The organism is Changchengzhania lutea (genome assembly GCF_006974145.1).
Lineage (GTDB): Bacteria > Bacteroidota > Bacteroidia > Flavobacteriales > Flavobacteriaceae > Changchengzhania > Changchengzhania lutea.
This window is the reverse complement of the sequence record NZ_CP039456.1, coordinates 1,297,891-1,321,118: the sequence shown is the minus strand read 5'-3', so window position 1 is coordinate 1,321,118 and position 23,228 is coordinate 1,297,891. Positions and strand designations below refer to the sequence as shown.

Annotated in this window: 23 protein-coding genes; 6 read left to right on the top strand and 17 right to left on the bottom strand. The window is 36.2% G+C overall.

The window, feature by feature from the left end:
- Positions 1-17: 17 nt before the first annotated feature.
- The 12 genes from FAF07_RS06235 to FAF07_RS06185 form a co-directional block, all read right to left on the bottom strand.
- Positions 18-1,232: an aminotransferase class V-fold PLP-dependent enzyme gene (locus FAF07_RS06235; protein WP_142784292.1), complete on the bottom strand. Its 1,215-nt coding sequence runs from the start codon at positions 1,230-1,232 to the stop codon at positions 18-20.
- Between the two features lie 97 nt (positions 1,233-1,329).
- Complete coding sequence (sufD, locus tag FAF07_RS06230; protein ID WP_142784291.1) at positions 1,330-2,643, bottom strand: Fe-S cluster assembly protein SufD; 1,314 nt, start codon at positions 2,641-2,643, stop codon at positions 1,330-1,332.
- Between the two features lie 141 nt (positions 2,644-2,784).
- Positions 2,785-3,537: a Fe-S cluster assembly ATPase SufC gene (gene sufC, locus FAF07_RS06225; protein ID WP_142784290.1), complete on the bottom strand. Its 753-nt coding sequence runs from the start codon at positions 3,535-3,537 to the stop codon at positions 2,785-2,787.
- 4 nt (positions 3,538-3,541) lie between these two features.
- The gene (locus FAF07_RS06220; RefSeq protein WP_142784289.1) at positions 3,542-3,961 is read right to left on the bottom strand and encodes a hypothetical protein; all 420 of its coding nucleotides are present in this window, start codon (positions 3,959-3,961) and stop codon (positions 3,542-3,544) included.
- Positions 3,962-3,974: 13 nt separating this feature from the next.
- The gene (sufB, locus tag FAF07_RS06215) at positions 3,975-5,423 is read right to left on the bottom strand and encodes a Fe-S cluster assembly protein SufB (protein WP_142784288.1); all 1,449 of its coding nucleotides are present in this window, start codon (positions 5,421-5,423) and stop codon (positions 3,975-3,977) included.
- Positions 5,424-5,454: 31 nt separating this feature from the next.
- Entirely contained in the window at positions 5,455-5,667 is a 213-nt protein-coding gene (locus tag FAF07_RS18815) for a four helix bundle protein (RefSeq protein WP_246067820.1), read from the bottom strand.
- Position 5,668: 1 nt separating this feature from the next.
- Entirely contained in the window at positions 5,669-5,827 is a 159-nt protein-coding gene (locus FAF07_RS18810) for a four helix bundle protein (RefSeq protein WP_246067786.1), read from the bottom strand.
- A gap of 38 nt (positions 5,828-5,865) precedes the next feature.
- Complete coding sequence (locus FAF07_RS06205) at positions 5,866-6,195, bottom strand: HesB/IscA family protein (RefSeq protein ID WP_142784287.1); 330 nt, start codon at positions 6,193-6,195, stop codon at positions 5,866-5,868.
- Between the two features lie 105 nt (positions 6,196-6,300).
- A complete protein-coding gene (locus FAF07_RS06200; protein WP_142784286.1) occupies positions 6,301-7,368 on the bottom strand; it encodes a cytochrome-c peroxidase in 1,068 nt (355 codons plus the stop codon).
- Between the two features lie 6 nt (positions 7,369-7,374).
- Positions 7,375-8,139: an MbnP family protein gene (locus FAF07_RS06195; RefSeq protein ID WP_142784285.1), complete on the bottom strand. Its 765-nt coding sequence runs from the start codon at positions 8,137-8,139 to the stop codon at positions 7,375-7,377.
- Positions 8,139-9,284 (bottom strand): hypothetical protein, encoded by a 1,146-nt coding sequence (locus FAF07_RS06190; RefSeq protein WP_246067785.1) that lies wholly within the window; start codon positions 9,282-9,284, stop codon positions 8,139-8,141. The genes FAF07_RS06195 and FAF07_RS06190 overlap by 1 nt, the downstream gene beginning before the upstream one ends.
- 219 nt (positions 9,285-9,503) lie before the next feature.
- On the bottom strand, positions 9,504-10,907 hold the full coding sequence (locus tag FAF07_RS06185; protein WP_142784283.1) for a choice-of-anchor B family protein: 1,404 nt from the start codon (positions 10,905-10,907) through the stop codon (positions 9,504-9,506).
- Between the two features lie 281 nt (positions 10,908-11,188).
- On the opposite strand from FAF07_RS06185, the gene thiL reads away from it, so the two are divergent.
- On the top strand, positions 11,189-12,235 hold the full coding sequence (thiL, locus tag FAF07_RS06180) for a thiamine-phosphate kinase (protein ID WP_142784282.1): 1,047 nt from the start codon (positions 11,189-11,191) through the stop codon (positions 12,233-12,235).
- On the opposite strand, the gene FAF07_RS06175 is transcribed toward thiL, so the two are convergent.
- The 3 genes from FAF07_RS06175 to FAF07_RS06165 all read right to left on the bottom strand — a co-directional run bounded on the left by FAF07_RS06175 (position 12,232) and on the right by FAF07_RS06165 (position 13,683).
- Positions 12,232-12,498, bottom strand: coding sequence for a hypothetical protein (locus FAF07_RS06175; protein ID WP_142784281.1), 267 nt, complete (start codon positions 12,496-12,498; stop codon positions 12,232-12,234). The genes thiL and FAF07_RS06175 overlap by 4 nt on opposite strands.
- Before the next feature lie 80 nt (positions 12,499-12,578).
- Positions 12,579-12,845: a hypothetical protein gene (locus tag FAF07_RS06170; RefSeq protein WP_142784280.1), complete on the bottom strand. Its 267-nt coding sequence runs from the start codon at positions 12,843-12,845 to the stop codon at positions 12,579-12,581.
- Between the two features lie 64 nt (positions 12,846-12,909).
- On the bottom strand, positions 12,910-13,683 hold the full coding sequence (locus FAF07_RS06165; protein WP_142784279.1) for an alpha/beta fold hydrolase: 774 nt from the start codon (positions 13,681-13,683) through the stop codon (positions 12,910-12,912).
- Positions 13,684-13,718: 35 nt separating this feature from the next.
- Between FAF07_RS06165 and brnQ the strand changes: the two genes are divergently transcribed.
- Complete coding sequence (gene brnQ / locus FAF07_RS06160) at positions 13,719-15,011, top strand: branched-chain amino acid transport system II carrier protein (RefSeq protein WP_142784278.1); 1,293 nt, start codon at positions 13,719-13,721, stop codon at positions 15,009-15,011.
- On the opposite strand, the gene FAF07_RS06155 is transcribed toward brnQ, so the two are convergent.
- A complete protein-coding gene (locus tag FAF07_RS06155; protein WP_142784277.1) occupies positions 15,008-15,664 on the bottom strand; it encodes a hypothetical protein in 657 nt (218 codons plus the stop codon). The two genes, brnQ and FAF07_RS06155, sit on opposite strands and share 4 nt — an antisense overlap.
- A gap of 97 nt (positions 15,665-15,761) precedes the next feature.
- On the opposite strand from FAF07_RS06155, the gene FAF07_RS06150 reads away from it, so the two are divergent.
- Positions 15,762-17,084 carry an aspartate kinase gene (locus FAF07_RS06150; protein WP_142784276.1) on the top strand — a complete coding sequence of 441 codons (1,323 nt, stop codon included), beginning with the start codon at positions 15,762-15,764 and terminating at the stop codon, positions 17,082-17,084.
- A gap of 62 nt (positions 17,085-17,146) precedes the next feature.
- Here the strand turns inward: FAF07_RS06150 and FAF07_RS06145 are convergent, their stop codons facing one another.
- Positions 17,147-18,439: an aminopeptidase P family protein gene (locus tag FAF07_RS06145; RefSeq protein ID WP_142784275.1), complete on the bottom strand. Its 1,293-nt coding sequence runs from the start codon at positions 18,437-18,439 to the stop codon at positions 17,147-17,149.
- A gap of 177 nt (positions 18,440-18,616) precedes the next feature.
- Here FAF07_RS06145 and FAF07_RS06140 point away from each other — a divergent pair, with 177 nt between their 5' ends.
- From FAF07_RS06140 to FAF07_RS06130, 3 genes are all read left to right on the top strand, one after another.
- Complete coding sequence (locus FAF07_RS06140; protein WP_142784274.1) at positions 18,617-20,416, top strand: T9SS type A sorting domain-containing protein; 1,800 nt, start codon at positions 18,617-18,619, stop codon at positions 20,414-20,416.
- A gap of 110 nt (positions 20,417-20,526) precedes the next feature.
- Positions 20,527-21,219: a succinate dehydrogenase cytochrome b subunit gene (locus FAF07_RS06135; RefSeq protein ID WP_142784273.1), complete on the top strand. Its 693-nt coding sequence runs from the start codon at positions 20,527-20,529 to the stop codon at positions 21,217-21,219.
- Positions 21,220-21,224: 5 nt separating this feature from the next.
- Positions 21,225-23,222 (top strand): fumarate reductase/succinate dehydrogenase flavoprotein subunit, encoded by a 1,998-nt coding sequence (locus FAF07_RS06130; RefSeq protein WP_142784272.1) that lies wholly within the window; start codon positions 21,225-21,227, stop codon positions 23,220-23,222.
- Positions 23,223-23,228: the final 6 nt, after the last annotated feature.

Sequence of the window (23,228 nt, the reverse complement as noted above, 5' to 3'; positions counted from 1 at the left end):
TAATAACAGAGTCGTGTTTACGAAAGCATCAATTTTGCTTTTTTCACACCATTAACCAGAGCATCAATTTCTGATTTGGTATTGTAGAATGCAAACGAGGCCCGTACCGTTCCTGGAATGTTGTAGAAATCCATAATAGGTTGCGCACAGTGGTGCCCTGTTCGTACAGCAATGCCCAATTTATCTAGAATAGTCCCGATATCATATGGGTGAATACCTTCTAAATTAAAGGAAACAACAGACGTTTTGTTTTTTGAAGTACCATAAATTTTTAGTCCTTTTATGGTAAGCAGTTCTGCTGTAGCATAATCAAGCAGTTCGTTTTCGTAGGATGCTATGGCGTCAAAACCAATCTGGTTCATATAATCAAGAGCAGCTCCAAAGGCAATGCCCCCGCAAATGTTTGGAGTACCAGCTTCAAATTTATGTGGCAACTCGGCATAGGTTGTTTTTTCGAAAGTGACTTCGGATATCATTTCACCACCACCTTGATAGGGTGGTAATTTGTTGAGCCATGCTTCTTTTCCGTAAAGCATACCGACGCCCGTGGGACCGCAAATTTTATGAGCAGAAGCCACATAAAAATCGGCATCTAATTTCTGAACATCGGGTTTAATATGCGGGCAGGATTGCGCACCATCGATTAAAACCGCAGCGCCAACTTGATGTGCTTTGTCAATAATGTATTCAATAGGATTGATGGTGCCTAAGGCATTTGAAATATGGTTAACAAATACCAGTTTTGTTTTGTTTGATAACAAGCTATCAAAATCTGCGATAACCAATTCGCCTTCCAAGTTCATTGGAATGACTTTTAAAATAGAGCCAGTACGTTCACAAAGCATTTGCCAAGGCACGATATTACTATGGTGTTCTAATGCTGAAACAAGAATCTCATCGCCAGTTTTTAAGAGTGATGAAAATCCGTTGGCGACTAAATTGATGCTATGAGTAGTACCCGATGTAAAAATGATTTCATGCGAAAACTTAGCATTAAAGTGTTGCTGGATTTTTTGACGCGCTTGTTCGTACAAATCGGTAGCTTCCTGACTTAAGGTATGCACACCACGGTGGATATTGGCATTGTAATTTGAATAGTAGTCTACTATAACGTCTATAACCTGTTTTGGGGTTTGGGATGTAGCGGCATTATCTAAATATATTAAAGGTTTGCCATTTACTTCTCTTGAAAGAATGGGAAAATCTTTTCTTATATCGTCTACGTTGAACATGGCTTTGTGTTTAGCCCCGATAGTAGCGGCATCCTTTTTTGCTTTTTTTCTAAGCAAAAAAGATATAGCGGATAGCGGGAAATAGCTTCAAATTAATTTAAAGATCAAACCCTAAATTAACACCTAATTTATTAGCAATAATTTTAGTAATACGTTGTTTCATTTCAGGAATTTTTACCGAACTTAAAACATTGTTACTAAAGGCATACATTAAAAGGGCCTTGGCTTCCTTTTCTGGAATACCGCGCGTTTGCATATAAAACATGGCGCTTTCATCTAATTGACCAATGGTACAACCGTGCGAACACTTCACATCGTCTGCAAAAATTTCCAGTTGAGGTTTTGTATTGATCGTGGCTTTATCACTAACTAATATATTGTTGTTGGACTGAAAGGCATTGGTTTTTTGCGCTTTTTTATCTACCACAATTTTACCGTTAAATACACCAGTGGAATTCTCGCCGAAAATACCTTTATAATCTTGATGACTTTCGCAATTGGGCTCTATATGATGTACCAGGGTGTTGTGATCGACGTGTTGCTTATCGCCAATAATAGTGACGCCTTTTAAAATAGAATCAATGCGTTCGCCTTCTTGATAAAAATTAAGGTTGTTACGAACTAATTTGCCGCCAAATGAGAAAGTATGCACCGAGGCGACGCTTTCTCGTTTTTGCTTGATAAAGGTATTATCAATTAATGAGGCCTTTGAAATGTCATTCTGAATTTTATAATAATCTACAATGGCGCGCTTGTTTGCAAAAATCTCGGTCACACTATTTGTAAAAGTCGAGTTATCTGTTAAACTTTGGTGACGCTCAATGATTTGCACATGTGAATTCTCGTCTACCACGATTAAATTACGTGGTTGTAAAAGCGTTGCCGATTCGTTTCCCGTTGAAAAATGGATAATTTGAATAGGTTTTTCTACAAGCTTATTTTTTGGGATATGGATGTAAGCACCTTCGTTTGAAAAGGCTGTGTTTAAAGAAGGTAAACTGTCTTTTGTTGCTGCTTTATTGAAGTAATTTTCAATGATTAAACGATATTTTGGCTTTGAGAGTGCGGCAGACATTAAGCAAATATCCATTCCGTCATGAGTAGTTTGCGACAGGTGTGATGAATATTTACCATCTATAAATACTATTTTATAGGTATCTATATCATGTATGAAATACTTTTTTACATCACGATATTCCAAAGCGTTTTCCTGTTTTGGAAAAACACTATAATCCTGTTTTATAAGGGTATTGAGCGAGGTGTATTTCCAAGCTTCTTCCTTTTTGGTTGGAAATCCTTTTTCTTCAAATACTTTTATGGCATCATTTCGAAGATGATGGACATAGCTATCTATATCTACATTGTCTTCAAAAACTAAAAAGGACGATAATAATTCTTCTTTTAAATCCATTGTGTTCAGTTTTCAGTCTCAGTTTTCAGTCTCAGTTTTCATAAATGTAACTAAGTGTTAAACTGTTCCCTATTTTTTAAGGTTTTACATCTCCAGTATTAGTGAGCTACTGCACACTGAAACTGAATACTGCAAACTTTTCTATGCGTTCACTTCTTCTTTAATCCAATCGTATCCTTTCTCTTCCAGTTCATGAGCCAGTTCCTTTCCGCCGGATTTCACGATACGCCCATCATATATAACATGTACAAAATCTGGAACAATATAATCTAGAAGTCTTTGGTAATGCGTAATAACTACGACAGCGTTATCTTTGCTCTTAAGTTTATTAACGCCGTTTGCAACAATGCGCAAGGCATCAATATCCAAACCAGAATCCGTTTCATCTAAAATGGCCAGTTTAGGTTCTAGCATAGCCAATTGGAAAATTTCATTACGTTTTTTTTCTCCTCCGGAAAACCCTTCATTTAAAGACCGCGACAGAAATTTTCTGTCGATTTCCAATAAATCGGATTTCTCACGAATGAGTTTCAACATCTCCTTTGCAGGCATGTCTTCTAAACCTTTTGCTTTACGCGTTGCGTTAATAGCTGTTTTAATAAAGTTGGTTACAGACACTCCTGGGATTTCAACTGGGTATTGAAAGGATAGGAAGATACCCTTGTGCGCACGCTCTTCAGCTGCTAAATCTTCAATATCTTCGTTATCGAAAAGGATATTCCCTTCGGTTACTTCATATTCTTCTTTACCTGCAATAACAGAGGCCAATGTGCTTTTTCCTGAGCCATTGGGTCCCATGATTGCATGAACTTCGCCTGGTTTGACTTCAAGGTTTATACCTCTTAAAATACCTTTATCTTCAACACTTGCGTGTAAATTGTTAATTTTTAACATACTGTTATTGTGCTAATTTTACAATGTTATTTTCTGTCTCATTTGGAGCAGAAACATTTAATATTTCGATAATTTCAAATTTATTTTCCCAAAGTATTTTGTCGTCCTTGGTATTGGTAATTTTACCTCTGACTTCAACATTGACCATATCTGTGGGTTCTTTTTTATACTGACCAGCTTTTTTATCCAGTTCTTCCAGTTTTTCTGTAATGAATATGCCGTAAATTTCGTTTCGTGTTTGCAATACTGCCGCCCCATTATAATAGACAAATTCACCTTTTAATAGGGTTAAACCATCACTTTGTTTTTCTGTTCTCTGAGCGTCTTCTGTAGTAATATTACCCTCTGATGTTTGGGATTTCACTTCGTTTTTGCAACTTAAAACCATGGTGATTAATACTAATAGAATTCCTATTTTTTTCATCTATAATTGAATTTTAGCCTACACTTCCTTCTAAACTAATCTCTAATAATTTTTGTGCTTCAACAGCAAATTCCATAGGGAGCTTATTTAAAACCTCCTTACTGAAACCATTTACAATAAGTGCAATCGCTTTTTCGGTATCTATTCCACGTTGGTTGCAATAGAAAATCTGGTCTTCTCCAATCTTGCTGGTGGTCGCTTCATGTTCTATTTTTGCGGTTTTGTTTTTCGCTTCAATGTATGGGAAGGTATGCGCGCCACATTCGTTGCCCATTAGTAAACTATCACATTGTGAAAAATTCCGGGCATTTTCTGCCCTGGAATTTATTTGAACCAATCCACGATAACTATTCTGGGATTTTCCTGCAGAAATTCCTTTTGAAATGATGGTGGACTTCGTATTCTTTCCTAAATGAATCATCTTTGTCCCCGTATCGGCTTGCTGATAATTATTGGTTACTGCAATGGAGTAAAATTCACCAACCGAATTATCACCTTTTAATATACAACTTGGATATTTCCATGTAACAGCAGACCCTGTTTCAACCTGTGTCCATGATATTTTCGCATTGGTCTCACATAGACCACGCTTGGTAACAAAGTTGTAAACCCCTCCTTTGCCTTCGGCATTTCCTGGATACCAGTTTTGTACGGTTGAATATTTTATTTCGGCATCATCTAATGCAATTAACTCTACTACGGCTGCGTGTAACTGATTTTCATCTCGGCTCGGTGCGGTACAACCTTCGAGGTAACTCACATAGCTTCCTTCATCTGCAATAACTAACGTTCTTTCGAACTGACCGGTTCCTGCTTGGTTAATTCTAAAGTACGTGGATAATTCCATTGGACAGCGAACCCCTTTAGGAATATAGCAAAAGCTACCGTCGCTAAACACAGCAGAATTCAATGCCGCGTAGAAATTGTCTTTTTGTGGGACTACTGTGCCCAAATATTTTTTAACGAGTTCTGGATGCTCTTTAATGGCTTCAGAAATACTCATAAAAATAATACCCTTTTCGCCTAATGTTTTCTTAAAAGTAGTTGCTACAGAAACAGAATCGATCACAACGTCCATAGCCACATTCGCTAATTTTTTTTGCTCATCAATGGAGATGCCTAGTTTTGCAAACGTTGCTAAAAGTTCAGGGTCTACTTCATCTAAACTATCGTATTTTGGTTTACTATTTGGCGCAGAATAGTATGAGATGGCTTGAAAATCTGGCTTTGTATAATGTACATTGGCCCATTCTGGTTCGGTCATTTCTTTCCAAGCTTTAAAGGCTTCCAATCTCCAATCAGTCATCCATTGTGGTTCTTCTTTCTTTAGGGAAATGGCACGTACAATATCTTCATTTAATCCAATAGGAAATGTATCAGATTCAATATCTGTGTAAAAACCGTATTCATATTCTTTGGTCTTTAGTTCTTCGCGTAAATCATCCTCGGTATACTTCGACATAAATTAGTTTTAATGTTATAAAGTTAAAAGTTTATAAAGTGGAATTAAGATATTTTATTAAACCACTCAACATTTTTGAAATGTCATTTACGTTTAACTTTAATTTATTAAAATCATTATTGTTAATATATTTTAAATCAAATGCTAAATATAGTTGAGAACGACATTCTCCAGCAGATGCTTTTGCAATATATAAATAACGAATAAACTCTTTTGTGGTCTCTCTTTCAAATCCTTCAGCAATGTTAGAAGAAATTGATATGCTTGACCTTCTTATTTTGATCTCTTAATCCAAAATCTTTGGAGAAAGAAGTATTATTGTTTGTTATGTGATAAATAGCTTTATTTAATTCTCTTGATTTTTGCCATGAAATAATTTCTTCAAAAGAGTTAAACTTTGCCATTTATTACTTTTTAAACTTTTTTACTTTCTACACTTGAACTATAAAGAAAAGCTTTCACCACAACCACAAGTTCGGTTAGCATTTGGATTATTAAACACAAACCCAGTTCCGTTTAATCCTCCAGAATACTCTAAGGTTGTGCCAATTAGGTACAAAAAGCTTTTTTTGTCAACAATAATTTTAACGTCATTATCTACAAAAACCTTGTCGCCATCTTTATTCTCGTTATCGAATTTTAAATCATAAGAAAGTCCAGAACAACCACCACTTTTTACACCAACGCGTACAAAATCGGTAGTTGCATTGTAGCCTTCATCTTGCATAAGCTCGATAACTTTTTTCTTAGCTGTTTCAGAAACTTTAATCATAATTCTTATATAGATTTTGTCTAAATAGAGTGCAAATATACAATATAAGTCATGGATTTCCATATAACCTAACATTATATTAGCATATGGTTTTATAGTAATTTCTTATAGATTTAAAAAGTCTGGATTGGTTGTAAACTCTGTATCGGTAAGTGATAATAAGAACGCTTTAAGATCTACTTTATCCTTTGCGGATAATTGTACGCCACCTTGTGCCACTTTTTTCATCAAGGGATCAATCGTAGGTGAGTTTTTAAGACCTTCGCTATAATGATTAATAACCTGATCTATTGTGGTAAATCTACCATCGTGCATATAGGGTGCCGTAAACGCGAGATTTCGTAAGGACGGCGATTTGAATTTTCCATTATCGGCTGGATCGCCCGTAACTTTACCTAATCCAAGATCTGAAAATGTGGCGTCCAATCCATTATTATGGAAACTGTTATCGGTCCATAATGGGTTGTTTTCATTTCCATGACAATGGAAACAATCGCCTTTAGTTTCGTCCATAAACACGTTAAAACCATCGAGCTCTTCTTGCGTTAATATAGCTTCCCCTAATAGATATTTGTCAAATTTTGAATTGGATGAAATTAGGGTTCTTTCAAATTGAGCAATGGCTTTTGTTATTAATGTAGAATCAATTTTGTTTACGCCAAATGCTTGCAGGAACAGTGTTGGATACTCGGAATGGTCTTGAAGTTTGGTTTGAACATCGGTCCAGAGACTCGCCATTTCAATCGGGTCGGAAACAGGGACAAACGCTTGATGTTCTAAACTAAATGAGGCACCATCCCAAAAGAATTTTTCGTCGTAATTCCAAGCTAGATTAAAAAGCGGCATAGAGTTGCGTTTGCCAAAAACACCATCAATACCCTCACTAAAACGTTCGGCATCGGTAAAGGCGTTTTGGGGCGCATGGCAATCGGCACAGGCTTGGGAATTGTCGCCAGATAGAATAGGGTCGAAAAACAGTTTTTTACCTAGAGCAATACCTTCGGTGGTTTGTGGATTGTCTATTGGAATGACGGGGTTTAATATATTTTCCTCAAAAAAAGGTGGAATTTGTAACGGACTTGGTGTTGGAATATACTGATCTGTCGATTCATTTGAGCACGAGGCAAAAATGAAAAGAATTAAAACACCAATATAAACGATCCATTTTTTCAAAGCAACTTAGGGTGTTACAGATTTTAAACTGAAAGTATTTTGCCCATTTTCAAACATCATAACTTGGGCTTGATAGTTAGGCATTAGCGAATTATATAATACATTTAAATCCCAAGTATTAGGGTTTTTAAACCACTCGGCAATATTCATTTCAATATTAAATGTTGCATTATTGGTTATGGTCACTTTCCCTAAATCAACTACAAAAAAAGTATCCTGAAATTTTAGCGGGGTTACACTATTATCAACCGCTCTAATGGCATGATATGCATAACCAGTTGCGGTAGCTGTATTATCAATAAATTTGCCTTCTAATTGCATAAAATGATATCCGCCACCAAGCATCTCAGGAACATTCCAAGAGGTTGAATTTAAATCGGAATAGGTTTGCCCATAATTATCCTCGTTATTAAATCCAAAGGTAAACGACACGTTACTATAGGTTCCTGAAGTGATTGTAGCTGATGGTGTAATCACCAAGTTTTCGCCACTGGTAACATCCACTAAATGATAACCATCGAGGATTAATTCATCGCCATTTGGTTTTTGAAAGGTGATATTTGAGATTAAATACCGAAGCTTTTCAATGCTCATTTGCTCACCATTGGCATTAGTATATTGAATGGTGTTAAAAGTGGCATCAGAAACAGGTTCTCCATCCCAAGTGTGCGAGAAACTAAATGTCACATTATAACCTAAATTAGTGTCGTCATTATCTTCTGCGCAAGCGGTTAAAAACACCAAGCTCAAGAAAATTAATATATTCTTCATTAGTTATCTTTAATTGTATAGATGAGTGCATCTGTAAAGCCTTTGTTCTCAATAATATCGTTATCAGCACTATTAGACTCACCAACAGCGACAATTGTTCCGTTGTTAAGTTCTGTGACAGCTTCAAAAAGATCAATTTCAGAACCACCAATTGTTTTTTGCCATACAATGTTTGCGTTAGTGTCTACCTTAATCATAAACGCATCATTTTGCCCATTATTATCGGGTACATCTCCGTCGGCGCTCCGAGAACTGCCAACAATTACGAAACCGCCATCTTGCGTAATTGCAATGGAACGTCCGGCATCGAAACTACTACCACCAATTGTTCTCTCCCAAATTAAATCACCGTTTGGAGTCATTTTAATCAGCCAAAAATCAGCAGCGCCTTTATTGCTTGAAACGTCTATGGTATCACTTCTAGTATCTCCTATAATGACATAATTCCCATCGTTAGTTTGAACAATGGCTCTAGATTCATCTATTTCTGAACCACCAAATGATTTTTCCCAAACCAAAGTTCCAGTTTCAGATATTTTAATAACCCAAAAATCGTAAGTTCCTATATTATTTGTAATATCAACATCATTACTATCTGAAGACCCCACTATCAAATACCCATTGTCTGAAGTTTGCATCACATCAAACGGTATATCTGTAAAACTGCCACCGTAAAAACGGCTCCATTCCTTCGTGCCAGATGCATTTAATTTTATTGCCCAATAATCGCCACCTGCATGACTGCTTGATTTTCCAGAGTTGATTTTGCTATTTCCCAGACCACCAGAAGCGGAAACATCTAAAACGCCAACAAGTAAGTAGCCGCCATCATTGGTTTGAATGATAGCATTGCCGTCATCTGACCCTGCAAATCCATAAGACTGTTCCCAAACAAGGTCTCCGGAATTTGTCAATTTAGAAACCCAAAAGTCACTGGAGCCGGCATTGGTCGAAATATCCCCATCATTACTTTGACTATTTCCGAGAATGACATAACCGTTATCTGCCGTTTGAATAATAGAATTGCCCCTATCATTACTAGTGCCGCCGTATGTTTTTTGCCACATTAGATTACTTGCCGAATCAAATTTGGTAAGCCAATAATCAAAAGATTCGTCTTGTTTAGCTGTGATGTCTCCATCCATACTTTGCGTATAGCCTAAAATGGCATAACCACCATCGTTAGTTGAGATAACGGCTTGAGCACTTTCGTTGAGGCTGCCTCCGAGCGTAATAACATCTTCAATAAAACTGGGGTTTTTAGGTTTATCCGTGTCATCCGGGTTACAACTTAACAGGGTATAAGCTGTAACTAAAATCGCAATCGTTAATATGTTCTTTTTCGTATAAATGGGGCTACACTATTATAAATCACTAGGTCTAACAATGAACAAACCACTTTCAATATCACTGATGATGATATTTCCACTTGGGAAATACGGATAAACACTCCATGCTCCATTAAAAGCAGCACTATCACTTGAAGGGTATGTGTCAAAAAATGCAACTTCGGTCATAGCATCAGTAGCTGCAGCGATGTTCGTAATATCTAAAACGCGCATTCCTGCTCTGTAATTGGCTAAGTAATACTTGTTTCCTTTTACATATCCATTATGGTCTATTGCTGCTGTTGGGCCAAAATAAGTTGAAGATAATACGGGGTTATCTAAGTCAGTAAAATCAAAAACCAATGTTTTTGTTAAACCTCCAAGTCTAATCTCATCCAATTCATCTCCTAAAATAAAATGGCGTTGATCTTCGGTAAACCAGCCTTGATGTGCATATTGCGAATTAGGGTATGTCACTTCAGCAATAAACGATGGGTTGCTTTTGTCCGTCACATCTAATATGACCACTTTATTGGTTACTCGAGTACTACCATTGCTCCCAATATAAATCTGTTTTCCAGTATGTTCTGTATCTGGGCCGTTATAGGTCACAACTTGTGCATCGTGCGAATAGCCATTAGATGCAAATCCACCAAGGGTTGTCGGGTTTGCTGGATTTGAGATATCAATAAAGTTTGGGCCACCACCAAAGGTGTTACAGCCCACTAAATAGGCGATTGCTTCACTTTCATTAATCACAATGTTATGACAGCTGCCAACATCTTTAAAAACTTGGTCTGCTGTAAAGGTTTGCGGTGGATTAGTAACATTACGTAAACGGGTTAAATCGAAAACTTGCATCCCGTGGTCATTTACGCCATCAGCAACAATAAAGGCAAAATTATTGTACACCTTGACATCGCGCCAAAAGCTATCTGTGGTTTCCGTATTAACTCTTCCTAAGAACACAGGATTAGAAGGGTTTGTAACATCAACAAACGCTGTGCTATTTGTGGTTCCTACAATGGCATATTCATTTCCTGTAGAGGCGTCTGTCCATCCCCAAATATCGCTCCCTTCTGGGGCTGTTAAATTGTCTGTAAATGTGGACGCAAGAACGTTAATTGGTATACGTGCCATTAAATCGTAGTCTTTACATGGGTAGATATCGGCAAAACCGTTTTCGCAGAGCGCTAAAGGGACAGGATCGCCACCAAAATCATCATCACATACATTTCCAATACCATCGTTGTCTTCATCTTCTTGATTAGGGTTTGCTGTGAATGGGCAATTGTCAACACCCTCCTCAATACCATCACCATCCGAGTCTGTTATGGGGGTTATTTCGACAGGTTCGTTCTCACAAGATTGACATACAGTTAAGACAAGACAAACAATAACAATTTTAAAAGTATTGATGTATTTACTTTTTAAGGACATAGGACAATTTTTTTGTTTTTTTTCTAAACTAAGCTTTCTCTGTTTTCAAACTGGTATAAATAAACGAGCTTATATTGGTTTATATTGTTCGAAATGCTTATGAATAGTATATATGGTTCAAAACCACTGGAACAAAATTAAGGTAATTATGAACAATGTAAACCACACATCGTCGATTTAAATGTTAAAATCGACAGAGTCTATTGCAAATAGTTGAAATGTGACTAACAATAATTGAATCTTTTCCTCCTTTTTTTTAATAAGCTTCCTATTTTTGCAGCATGATAGAAGATAAAAATCAGCAACGTACCCCATTGAGTGATTTAGGGGAGTTTGCACTCATTGACCATTTAACAAAGCATTTTGAGGTGACTCAGAAAACGACTATTAAGAGCATTGGCGATGATGCAGCCGTTTTGGATTTTAAAAAGAATCAAGTTGTTATTAGTACAGATTTACTTATTGAAAATGTACATTTTGATTTGAGCTATATGCCTTTGAAGCATCTGGGATATAAAGCCATCGTGGTAAACCTATCAGATGTATACGCGATGAATGCTATAGCTACTCAAGTGACAGTAAGTATAGCGGTGTCTAACCGGTTTCCTTTGGAAGCTTTGGAAGATTTATATGCGGGTATAGAGACTGCGGCAAAAGTTTATGATATAGATGTTGTTGGTGGCGACACGACATCGTCTACAACAGGACTTTTAATTTCTGTGACCGCAATTGGTGAAGTAGAGCCAAAAGATGTTGTTTATAGAAATGGCGCTAAACCTAATGATTTACTGGTGGTTACTGGAGATTTGGGAGCCGCTTATATGGGTCTTCAAGTGCTCGAACGTGAAAAGGAGGTGTATAAAGTCAATCCTAATAGTCAGCCAGATTTAGAATCATATACCTATATAATTGAGCGGCAACTAAAGCCCGAAGCACGGAAAGATGTTGTGAAATTACTTAGTGAGTTAAAGGTGAAGCCTTCTGCAATGATTGATATCAGCGATGGTTTGTCTTCAGAAATTATGCATTTGTGTAAGCAAAGTAAAGTGGGATGTGATTTGTACGAGAGTAAAATTCCTTTAGATCAAGAAGTGATTTCTACCTGTGAAGAATTTAATATAGATAGTACCACCGTGGCTTTAAATGGTGGAGAAGATTACGAATTGTTATTTACAATATCCCAAGAGGATTATCCAAACTTAAAAGGGAACCCTAATTTCACGGTTATTGGCTATATTAAAGAAGCGTCGGAAGGGATGCATTTAGTGACTAGAGCAGAAACTAAAATTCCTATTAAAGCGCAAGGTTGGAAAAACTTTAATGGCTAAGCTATACGTAGTTTTTCTTGAGTGTTAGTTGCTAAGGTTTTTTCTTGCTTTAAAGTTTTCAGTCTCAAATGGCGCTTTTGATGGATACGCTCTAAGACATCATTGATATCTTTAAATTTTGGAGTCAACTCAATTAAGCTGCCATTTCCACTTGTAGTCAATTGTTTTTTGCAGTGTTGGCATTGATATTCTTTGACATGATAGGTAACATGACGCGCTACTTTAAAATCATGACCAAACATCTTGCAATGAATGTTTTTCATTTTCACTATTAATTAGTTTAATGTTATCTAGGAGAGATAGTTAAATATAGTGAAAACATTCAGAAGTTATCAACAACCTGTTAACAAATCGATGAATTGAATAGTTTTTCCTTTGAACGTAACGTTCGGCTGTTGTGAATACGCTCAAGAATGGCATTTATCTCTTTAAATTTTGGGGTGAGCTCAATTAAGTTCCCATTGCTGTTGGTTGTTAATTGTCTTTTGCAATGAGAGCACATATATTCCTTAACATGACGCGTAACCTTTTTAGAAACTTGATAATCATGACCAAAGAGGTTGCAGTACATTTTAGGAATAAATGAAGTTTTGTGGGTAGTGGTTTTCATAATGAATCGTTTTGGGGACTATAAACATAGTAATATATTTTAATAAAACGATTAAAAGCATAATTTATTCGATAAAATACATTATTGATTGAAAGAATAAACTTTCATTTTCAATATAACTCATATGCCCATCGGAAAATTCAACGACTTTTGCCTCGTTTCTTTTGGCTTCTTCCATTACTATTGCATAGTCTAAAACAGGATCTTTTTTGCTTATCATCATCATCGTTTTAAACGATCCGTTTTTCATTATAGCTTCTCGGTTTTTTCTAATTTTCATGCCTTCAAGAGCAGCGATGATACCTTGAAGTGGTGTTCTTAAGGCTTCTTTTTTTATGGCTTTGATGGCTTCTGCAAAAATGATTCTGTTTTTGGGACGGAATAAATTGCTGATTGCCATATTTATGAATAATTGGTGATTTTGTTTTACAGCATTTATGGCGCGTTCCCTATTTTCCTTTCTTTCGGTAGAATCTTCTTGTGCCGTGGAATTCATTAAACATAATTTAAGTAATGCTTCAGGATTCCTTTCCGCAAAAGCCAAAGCGACATAGCCGCCCATAGAGTGACCAATCATGATGGGTTTATATACCTGCAAATGTTGTAAAACAGCATCAACAGCTTCAGCCATAAGTTCCATAGTATGTACGTAGCCAAGACATTCCGTTTGCCCATGACCCAACAGATCAATACAAATGACTCTGTTTTTTTTTGATATTTCTGGAATGAATGCCTCCCACATGCTACTGTTTTCTAGAAATCCATGCAGCAATACCAAAGGTTGTCCTTCTCCTGTGTCGGTATAAAAAATATGAACGCCTTTGTGTTGTAGAAACATTTTTATAATATCTTAGGCAAAGATAAAATCAACCTATGAATAAAACTAAGGAAACCTTTGTATTTGGGTTTGCGTTGTTTGCTGGCTTCTTTGGGGCAGGTAATTTAATTTTACCACCGTTACTAGGTTTTAATTCTGGGGCAGATTGGTGGTTGGTCGCCCTTGGTTTTATTATTTCAGCAACCATCATTCCAATGCTTGCTCTGTTGGCACATGCAAATGTGCAAGGTACCATGTACGATTTTGGTAAAAAAGTTTCCCCTGTTTTTAGCCTATTTTTTTGTTTTTGCATTTTTCTAATTGTCATTGCATTGCCCGCACCTAGAACGGCAGCTGTTACACATGAAATGGCTATTGCCCCTTTTTTTGGTACAAGTTCGCTACTTACAAGTATTGTATTTTTCGTCCTAGCTTTTTTCTTTGTAATAAATAGAAATAATGTATTGAATATATTAGGGAAGTATCTAACGCCTATAATTGTTGTTATATTATTAATTATCATCGCTATAGGTATTGCGTTTCCTGCCGTAGAAATGCATGCATCTACTTTTGAATTACCTGTAGTTAGTGGCTTATTAGAAGGTTATCAAACTTATGATGCTATTGCAGGATTGCTAATGGGAGGTGTGGTGCTAGTCTCTATTAACAACTCAAAAAAGACGATGTCTTTCAAGGAAAAAAAAGTGATGATTTTTAAATCTGGTTTGATCGCTATGACTGGTCTATTCATAATTTATGCTGGATTGATTGCTGTTGGTGCTCTACATAATTCTGAATTTAACGAGGGGATTTCAAGAGCAGATTTACTTTCTGGACTAGCATCTAAAACTTTAGGGAGTACCGGTTCGGTCTTTCTGAGTATATTGGTAAGTTTGGCGTGTTTTACTACTGCAGTTGCTATTATTGTAAGTGTGGCAGATTTTTTTAAAGCTTACTTTAAGCAATATGAAAAAGCCTATTTAGTTACGGCAATTATTTGTTGTATGGTCGGCATTGGTGTTGGACAAATGGATGTGAAGTATATTATTGATATAGCGCTTCCAGCATTGATGTTTATTTATCCCATATGTATTGTGCTGATAGTATTGAACGTGATACCTGAAAAGTGGGCTTCCAGCTTTGTATTTAGAGCAGTGGTTTTAGTCGCATTCATATTTAGTATTCCTGATTTTTTAGGGTTTTTAATTTCTGCGAAAGAATTGGCTGGGATCAATAAATTTATTCCTTTAGCTAAGGAGAATTTAGGGTGGGTATTACCTGCAATATGCACCTTTGTACTTGTAAATCTATATGAAAGCATGATACGAAAAAGAACAACTCAACTTTAGGACTTTACCCGTTTAATGGCTGCGAAGGCCTTATCGACAAATTCATCCTCCACTAAAATGGTAAATTCATTTGTTGTAGAAATCACTTCATAAAGCACTATACCTTCCCAAGCTAAACGCTTAAAAAAATGATAATATAATCCTGCGATTTTAGAGTTGTCTTGCGGTAAATTAATGCTAATAGCAGATAGACCATCTTGCACAGCTAAAAACGTTTCATTTTTTAAATGCTCAAGTATAAAGTCTTTTAAACTAGTCGAAATGATAATGTTACTTTCATGAATGCCTCTGGTAAACGTATAGAATAGTTTAGATTCTTGATTTATTTTTTCAAGAATTTTAGCATGGTTATCAATAATGGTATCAGAATTTTTGATGGTAAAATCAGTCAAATTAGACCGCACGGTGATGTCCCCTAAATTCTGGATCACCCGTTTCATTTTTATAGAATTCGATAAGGTTACTGGTGGATTGTAGCGCCTAAGTGCCATCATAATAGCTCCTGGCTTAACTTCTTTTTTTAGCATTTTGCTAATAGGCTCGGTAAGCTCGATAGCAAGTGCACTAAAATTTATAATGTGTCTTGAAAGGGCTTCCTCTAGGTAAGGTTGCGTAATCAAAATATCTTCAACACAATTAGAAACGGTTCTCATGTTAATTATTTAACAATTTGTGTAAAAATAAACTTTTTTTTCTATAAATGCCTGTTTAATAGGAAGTAGTTATAGATTTGTCTATAAATTAATGACAATGAAAGTTTTGAAATTTGGTGGTACCTCTGTAGGTTCCATAGAAAATATGCAACGCGTTAAGAACATAATCGACGACGGCGGTACTAAAATTGTGGTGTTATCTGCTATGTCAGGAACCACGAATCAATTGGTTTATATAGCAGAATCTATTGCCAATAATAAATTGGATATAGCGCTTCATAAAATAAATGAACTGCATGATGTTTATGCTGAAACTATAAATACATTAATTTTAAATCCAGCTATTCAAAAACATGTTAAAGCTTATGTTTCGTCTGTATTTAATTTACTTTTAGATAGCACCTATCTTCCGTATTCAAAAGGATTAGAAAACACTATTTTGGCTCAAGGTGAGCTGCTTTCCACCTACATTTTTAATGCTTATTTGCAACAAGAAGGTATTAGTTCAACCCTGTTGCCAGCACTAAAATTTATGCGCATTGATGCAGCTAATGAACCTGATTCATTATATATAAAAGAGCAATTTAAAAAGGTTTTAGAAACTAGTGAACAAGCTGATATATATATCACGCAAGGCTTTATATGTTTAGATGAACTGGGAGGTATTTCCAATTTGCAACGTGGGGGTAGTGATTATACGGCAACACTTATTGGAGCAGCCATTAAAGCTAAAGAAGTTCAAATTTGGACAGATATTGATGGCATGCACAATAACGATCCAAGACATGTTGAGAATACCCAGCCGATATCTAATTTGTCATTTGATGAAGCCGCAGAACTTGCTTATTTTGGAGCAAAAATTCTGCACCCACAAACGGTCACTCCTGTAAGAGCGGATAGTATTCCCGTCCGATTAAAAAACACGATGAATCCTGAAGCCCATGGGACATTAATTTCCAGTAAAACTTCAGAACAGGGTATCAAGGCCATAGCTGCTAAAGATGGCATTGCGGCTATCAAAATTAAGTCGGCCAGAATGTTGCAAGCCCATGGGTTTTTAAGAAAAGTATTCGAAATTTTCGAAATTTATGAAACCTCGATTGACATGATTACCACTTCAGAAGTCGCTGTTTCTTTAACTATTGATGACACCAAAAATCTCAATAAAATTATTGAAGCATTACAAGTTTTTTCTACTGTTGAAGTTGACGAAAATCAGAGCATCGTATGTTTAGTAGGTCATATCGTTGTAAACCATAGCAAAACGTATAAATTATTTCAAATTTTAAAAGATGTAAAAATTAGAATGATTTCCTACGGCGGGAGCAATAACAATATATCCTTATTGATACATACTCAAGATAAAATTAAAACACTAAAAAAATTAAATAATTATTTATTTGAATTAGTCACTCTATAAATTACAAGCTTTTAGTGTTATAAACAATCAGGTTGATAAATAGGAGCAACCTGATTGTTTTTTTATGAATTCATAAGGTCTTCAATCTCTTCAATCTCAATAGGAATGTTACGCATCAAATTAAAAGGATTTTCCGCTTCTTGAACAACCACATCATCTTCCAAGCGAATACCAAAACCCTCTTCTGGAATATAAATACCAGGTTCTACGGTAAACACCATATTGGCTTGCATAGGTTCTGTTAAAATGCCGTAATCATGTGTGTCGAGCCCCATGTGGTGCGATGTGCCGTGCATAAAATATTTTTTGTAAGCTGGCCATTCAGGATTTTCATTTTGAATATCCGCTTTATCCAACAGTTTTAAATCGACTAATTCCGAAGTCATTATTTTACCAACTTCAACATGGTAATCGGCCCAATCTGCTCCTGGAACTAGTAATTTTGTCGCTTCGTTTTTCACCTTATTTACGGCCTTATAAACAGCTTTTTGACGCTCAGAATAACGACCAGAAACTGGGATGGTACGCGTCATATCGCTAGCATAGTTAGCGTATTCGGCACCCACATCTAAAAGTATAAGATCTCCAGCTTTACAGGGTTGATTATTTTCAACATAGTGCAGCACATTGGCGTTATTTCCAGAGGCTACAATAGGGGTGTAAGCAAAACCCTTAGAACGTTGGTTTAAAAATTCGTGCATAAATTCGGCCTCAATATTATACTCCCAAATCCCGGGTTTTACAAAATTTAGAATTCTACGGAATCCTTTTTCAGTAATATTACAAGCCTGTTGGATTAAATCTAATTCAATAGGATTTTTAACAGAACGTAATCGTTGTAATATAGGGTTGCTTTTCGCCACAGCATGGGCAGGATATTTTTCTTTCAGCCATTTTGTAAAGCGCGCTTCTCTAGTTTCTGTTTCAATATTGGCTCGATAATGTTCATTAGTGTTTAAATAAACTGTTTCACACTGCGTCATAAGTTCAAATAAAACTTTCTCTAAATCTTGCAACCAATATACCGTTTTAATACCGCTGGTTTCAAAGGCTTTTTCCTTAGTCAGCTTTTCGCCTTCCCAAACAGCAATATGGTCATTGGTTTCCTTTAAAAATAAAATTTCTCGATGCTTTTCCTTAGGGCAATCTGGGAAAATGACTAAAACACTTTCTTCTTGATCTACGCCGCTTAAATAAAATATATCGCGATGTTGTTGAAAGGGTAATGTGCTATCTGCGCTTATAGGATAAATATCGTTTGAATTAAAAACAGCTAAACTTTTAGGTTTCATTTGCTTTGCAAAATTCTTCCTGTTTTTTATAAAGAGGTCTTTATTTATAGGGTTGTATTTCATGTGAGTAATTTGTTTGGTTAAAAATAGTAAACTAAACAGGTATTCTTTTTATTTAATCAAAAAAAATTCTTAACTAAATAAAATAACTTTAAATTGCAATAGAGCACACAATTAAGACGTTTAAACATGTTTTCTGAAGTTTTTTAAAATACTTTTGAGAAATTAAATCTTACCACAATGAAAAAAACTACTCTCGCTTACACTTTAATGTTACTGCTATTTTGCGTAACAGGTTCTCAAAAACTGTTCTCACAAAGTTTAATAGAAATTCCAATAGACAAGCAAATTTATAATTCAAATTTAATAGTTGAAGGTAAAGTTGTTTCTCAAAAATCGTACTGGAATGCAGAAAAAAATAACATTTATACTAGTAATACCGTTGAGGTCTATAAAGTATTTAAGGGGAACCCAGTTGAGTTCGTCGAGATTATTACCGTTGGTGGTGTTGTAGGTTTGAGAGCTCAAATTACAACCCATAGTTTGCAATTGACTCCAAGTAGTCAAGGGATGTTTATATTGAAGCAAGTAGGCTCCGATAGAATTCAAAGTGAAGGTTCTATTAGTAATTCTTTTGAAACTTATAGTGACAGTCAAGGATTTTATAAATACGATGTTATCTCTAACTCAGTGCACAACGTTTTTACTTCTTTTAAAGATATTGAAAAGGATTTTTACCCTAAGGTGCAGGACATCACAAAAAAAACGGTACTTAAAATTAAAAACAACGACAATTTAGCGCGCTACAAATCAAGTCAAAATAAATCTTTTAAGCCGGTAGGTATCTCAAATATTTCACCAACTTCTATTGTCGCTGGCGAAGAAAAACAATTAACCATATCGGGTTCAGATTTTGGCAATACCAAAGGGAAGGTCAGTTTTAGAGATGCCGATGATGGAGGAGCTTCTTTTATAGAAGCGTTAGATAGCCAAGTATTAAGTTGGAACAATACAACCATTGTGGTTGAGGTTCCTAGTCGTGCAGGAACTGGGGAAGTTCGAGTGATACATGCCACAGACGCAACCTTTGATGATTCAAGTCAGATTCTCACTGTCACGCATTCCGAAATTAATGTAATTGATGGAGGTATAGCATATCCAACTCAACATGTGAATGAAAATGGGAGTGGTGGGTATACATGGCAGATGTTTACAGATTTTGATGCCAATACCGATGCTAAAAATGCTTTTAATAGAGCATTGGACACATGGCGTTGTGAAACTAAAATAAATTGGTTTGTTGGCGCAGTGACTTCGGTAGATGCAGTAGGCTCTACTACCGATGGGGCCAACGTAGTTCGTTTTGATAATGGAACAGAATTACCTGATGGGACTTTAGGGAGATGTACTTATTTTATTTCGGGATGTGGTACTTCACCAAATATTAATTGGTTTGTAAGTGAATTAGATATTGTCTTCGATGATGGTACTAATTGGTATTTTGGCGAGGGCGCTACACCTTTTGTACAGTACGATTTTCAAAGTGTGGCATTGCACGAGTTGGGACACGGCCATCAATTAGCGCATGTTATTGATAATTCTGCTATTATAGATAATGGTAACGATGTGATGCATTTTAATTTACAAAATGGCGAGTTTCAAAGAGTTTTAAGTAGTGGGAATTTAGCAGGAGGGAATAGCCTTATGGATAGAAGTACAACTCAAGTACCTTGTAGCGGCACATCTGTAATGACTGAATCTACAACCTGTAATTTAAGCGTGGAAGAGAAGCAATTAGAACAAGCTATTAATATGTATCCAAACCCAGCGAGTGGTATAATTTATATCGAGAATTCATCATCAATTCTATTAGAAAAAGTGATGATCTACGACATTAGCGGTAGGTTTATATCCCAATTCGATATCGCCAATGGAGCACGCACAAAATCTATCAATTTAGAGTCCGTTTCAGCTGGCTTATACTTTGTGAATATTCATTCTAATGCTGCCATGATTACGAAAAAGTTAATTGTGAAATAATAATATAATTTTACAATTAAAAATCATTCTAAATAAAGAATTTAATTTCTTGCTCTTTGTCTAAATCTGTTTTGAAGCGTATCTTTGCTAAATAAACTAACTTCACAATAATGAGCGGAATTTTTAATTCTTCGATTGGAAGAAAGTTTGCCATGGCACTTTCGGCATTCTTCCTAATGATTTTTTTACTACAGCACTTTGTCATTAATTCTTTGTCTGTATTTAGTCCAGACACATTTAATGAGGTATCCTATTTTATGGGCACCAATTGGTTGATTCAATTCGCGTTGCAACCCGTGCTGATTTTCGGTGTCATTTTTCATTTTATTATGGGCTTTATTCTTGAAATTAGAAACAGAAATTCACGAAAAATAAGTTATTCGAAAAACAAAGGGAATGCCAATTCCACTTGGGTGAGTCGCAATATGATTTGGACAGGTTTGGCTATATTGGCATTTATGGGACTTCATTTTTATGATTTTTGGGCACCAGAAATCAATATTAAATATTTTAAGGGTGATATGACGGGTCTGATTGATCCGGATAATGTAGATAGTGGTTTTAGATTTTACGAAGAACTAATTCATAAATTCGAAAGTCACGTCAGAACGATTCTATATATTATTTCATTCGTGTTTCTGTCTTTGCATTTACTACATGGTTTTAATTCTGCGTTTCAATCGGCTGGCGCTAATAATAAATACACTAGAGGTCTTCAGAACTTCGGAAAAGTTTATGCCATAGGAATCCCTTTAGGCTTTATTGTTATTGCAATTTATCATCATCTTAATCATATATTATAAAAAGTATGGCTTTAGATTCAAAAATTCCAAAAGGTCCTTTAGAAGATAAATGGACCAATCATAAAAACAACATCAACCTTGTTAATCCAGCCAATAAAAGACTGATTGATATTATTGTGGTAGGAACTGGTTTAGCTGGCGGTTCTACTGCGGCTACTTTGGCAGAATTAGGATACAATGTCAAAGCATTTTGTTTTCAAGATTCACCTAGACGTGCGCACTCTATTGCGGCACAAGGGGGAATTAATGCGGCAAAGAATTATCAAGGAGATGGCGATTCAACCTATCGCTTGTTTTATGATACCGTAAAAGGAGGCGACTACCGTTCCCGTGAGTCGAATGTATACCGATTGGCTGAGGTGTCTACAAATATTATTGATCAATGCGTCGCGCAAGGAGTTCCTTTTGCTCGTGATTATGGCGGATTATTGGATAATCGCTCGTTTGGTGGCGTATTGGTATCAAGAACATTTTATGCCAAAGGACAAACAGGCCAGCAATTATTGTTAGGCGCCTATTCGGCTATGAACCGTCAAATAGGTCGTGGCAAAATCAAAATGTATAACCGCCATGAGATGTTAGACGTGGTTATTGTAGATGGAAAAGCGAGAGGAATCATTGCAAGAAATTTAGTTACTGGAGAAATAGAAAGACATTCAGGGCATGCTGTTGTCTTAGGCACAGGGGGTTACGGTAATGCCTTTTACTTGTCTACATATGCCATGGGAAGTAATGTAACAGCCGCATGGAAAGCACACAAACGTGGCGCATATTTTGCAAATCCATGTTATACACAAATTCACCCAACTTGTATTCCTGTTTCTGGAGATCATCAGTCTAAGTTAACCTTGATGTCTGAATCGCTTCGTAATGACGGCCGTATATGGGTGCCTAAAAACATGGATGATGTTTTGGCAATCAGGGAAGGCAAATTGAAACCTGTTCAAATTTCAGAAGAAAACAGAGATTATTACTTAGAACGTCGTTATCCAGCTTTCGGGAACTTGGTACCGCGAGATGTGGCTTCACGTGCCGCTAAAGAGCGCTGTGATGCGGGATATGGCGTAAATAAAACAGGAGAAGCTGTATTTTTAGACTTTGCCTCGGCCATACAGCGTTATGGTAAAGAGCAGGCCCATGTAAAAGGATTAGATGAAGACGATAATGCTTTAGTTACCCAATTGGGAAAGGACGTTATCAAAAATAAATATGGGAATTTGTTCCAGATGTATGAGAAAATCGTAGATCAGAATCCATACGAAACGCCTATGATGATTTACCCAGCGGTGCATTACACCATGGGAGGTATTTGGGTAGATTATAATTTAATGACTACCGTTCCTGGCTTATATGCCATAGGAGAGGCAAATTTCTCAGATCATGGTGCTAATCGATTAGGGGCTTCGGCATTAATGCAAGGTTTGGCAGACGGTTATTTTGTGTTACCTTATACTATTGGAGATTACTTATCACATGATATTCGTACAGGTGCCATTTCAACAAACACACCAGAGTTTGACGAGGCAGAAAAAAATGTAAGAGGAACTATTGATAAAATAATAAATAATAACGGAACCCATTCTGTAGATCATTTTCATAAACGCTTAGGAAAGATCATGTGGAATAAATGTGGCATGGCAAGAAATGCTAATGACTTGAAAGAAGCTATTTCTGAAATAGCTGATTTAAGAGCAGAATTTTGGAAAGATGTTAAAGTGCCCGGTAAAGCTGATGAATATAATGAAGAATTAGCGAAAGCGGGTCGGGTGGCAGATTTCTTAGAATTAGGCGAATTATTTGCAAAAGATGCGTTGGAAAGAGAAGAATCTGCAGGAGGTCACTTCAGGGATGAATATCAAACAGCTGAAGGTGAGGCTATGCGTAGAAATGAATTTCAGTACGTTTCTGCCTGGGAATATATGGGCGAACCTAGTGCGGCAGTTTTGCATAAGGAAGACTTGGTATACGAAAACATCGAGGTAAAAGAGAGAAGTTACAAATAAACAATG

Coding starts and splice junctions, on each gene's coding strand:
- FAF07_RS06235 (WP_142784292.1), bottom strand. CDS start 1,232: ATGTTCAACGTAGACGATATAAGAAAAGATTTTCCCATTCTTTCAAGA.
- sufD (WP_142784291.1), bottom strand. CDS start 2,643: ATGGATTTAAAAGAAGAATTATTATCGTCCTTTTTAGTTTTTGAAGAC.
- sufC (WP_142784290.1), bottom strand. CDS start 3,537: ATGTTAAAAATTAACAATTTACACGCAAGTGTTGAAGATAAAGGTATT.
- FAF07_RS06220 (WP_142784289.1), bottom strand. CDS start 3,961: ATGAAAAAAATAGGAATTCTATTAGTATTAATCACCATGGTTTTAAGT.
- sufB (WP_142784288.1), bottom strand. CDS start 5,423: ATGTCGAAGTATACCGAGGATGATTTACGCGAAGAACTAAAGACCAAA.
- FAF07_RS18810 (WP_246067786.1), bottom strand. CDS start 5,827: ATGGCAAAGTTTAACTCTTTTGAAGAAATTATTTCATGGCAAAAATCA.
- FAF07_RS06205 (WP_142784287.1), bottom strand. CDS start 6,195: ATGATTAAAGTTTCTGAAACAGCTAAGAAAAAAGTTATCGAGCTTATG.
- FAF07_RS06195 (WP_142784285.1), bottom strand. CDS start 8,139: ATGAAGAATATATTAATTTTCTTGAGCTTGGTGTTTTTAACCGCTTGC.
- FAF07_RS06190 (WP_246067785.1), bottom strand. CDS start 9,284: ATGGATGGAGACATCACAGCTAAACAAGACGAATCTTTTGATTATTGG.
- FAF07_RS06185 (WP_142784283.1), bottom strand. CDS start 10,907: ATGTCCTTAAAAAGTAAATACATCAATACTTTTAAAATTGTTATTGTT.
- thiL (WP_142784282.1), top strand. CDS start 11,189: ATGATAGAAGATAAAAATCAGCAACGTACCCCATTGAGTGATTTAGGG.
- FAF07_RS06175 (WP_142784281.1), bottom strand. CDS start 12,498: ATGAAAAACATTCATTGCAAGATGTTTGGTCATGATTTTAAAGTAGCG.
- FAF07_RS06170 (WP_142784280.1), bottom strand. CDS start 12,845: ATGAAAACCACTACCCACAAAACTTCATTTATTCCTAAAATGTACTGC.
- FAF07_RS06165 (WP_142784279.1), bottom strand. CDS start 13,683: ATGTTTCTACAACACAAAGGCGTTCATATTTTTTATACCGACACAGGA.
- brnQ (WP_142784278.1), top strand. CDS start 13,719: ATGAATAAAACTAAGGAAACCTTTGTATTTGGGTTTGCGTTGTTTGCT.
- FAF07_RS06155 (WP_142784277.1), bottom strand. CDS start 15,664: ATGAGAACCGTTTCTAATTGTGTTGAAGATATTTTGATTACGCAACCT.
- FAF07_RS06150 (WP_142784276.1), top strand. CDS start 15,762: ATGAAAGTTTTGAAATTTGGTGGTACCTCTGTAGGTTCCATAGAAAAT.
- FAF07_RS06145 (WP_142784275.1), bottom strand. CDS start 18,439: ATGAAATACAACCCTATAAATAAAGACCTCTTTATAAAAAACAGGAAG.
- FAF07_RS06140 (WP_142784274.1), top strand. CDS start 18,617: ATGAAAAAAACTACTCTCGCTTACACTTTAATGTTACTGCTATTTTGC.
- FAF07_RS06135 (WP_142784273.1), top strand. CDS start 20,527: ATGAGCGGAATTTTTAATTCTTCGATTGGAAGAAAGTTTGCCATGGCA.
- FAF07_RS06130 (WP_142784272.1), top strand. CDS start 21,225: ATGGCTTTAGATTCAAAAATTCCAAAAGGTCCTTTAGAAGATAAATGG.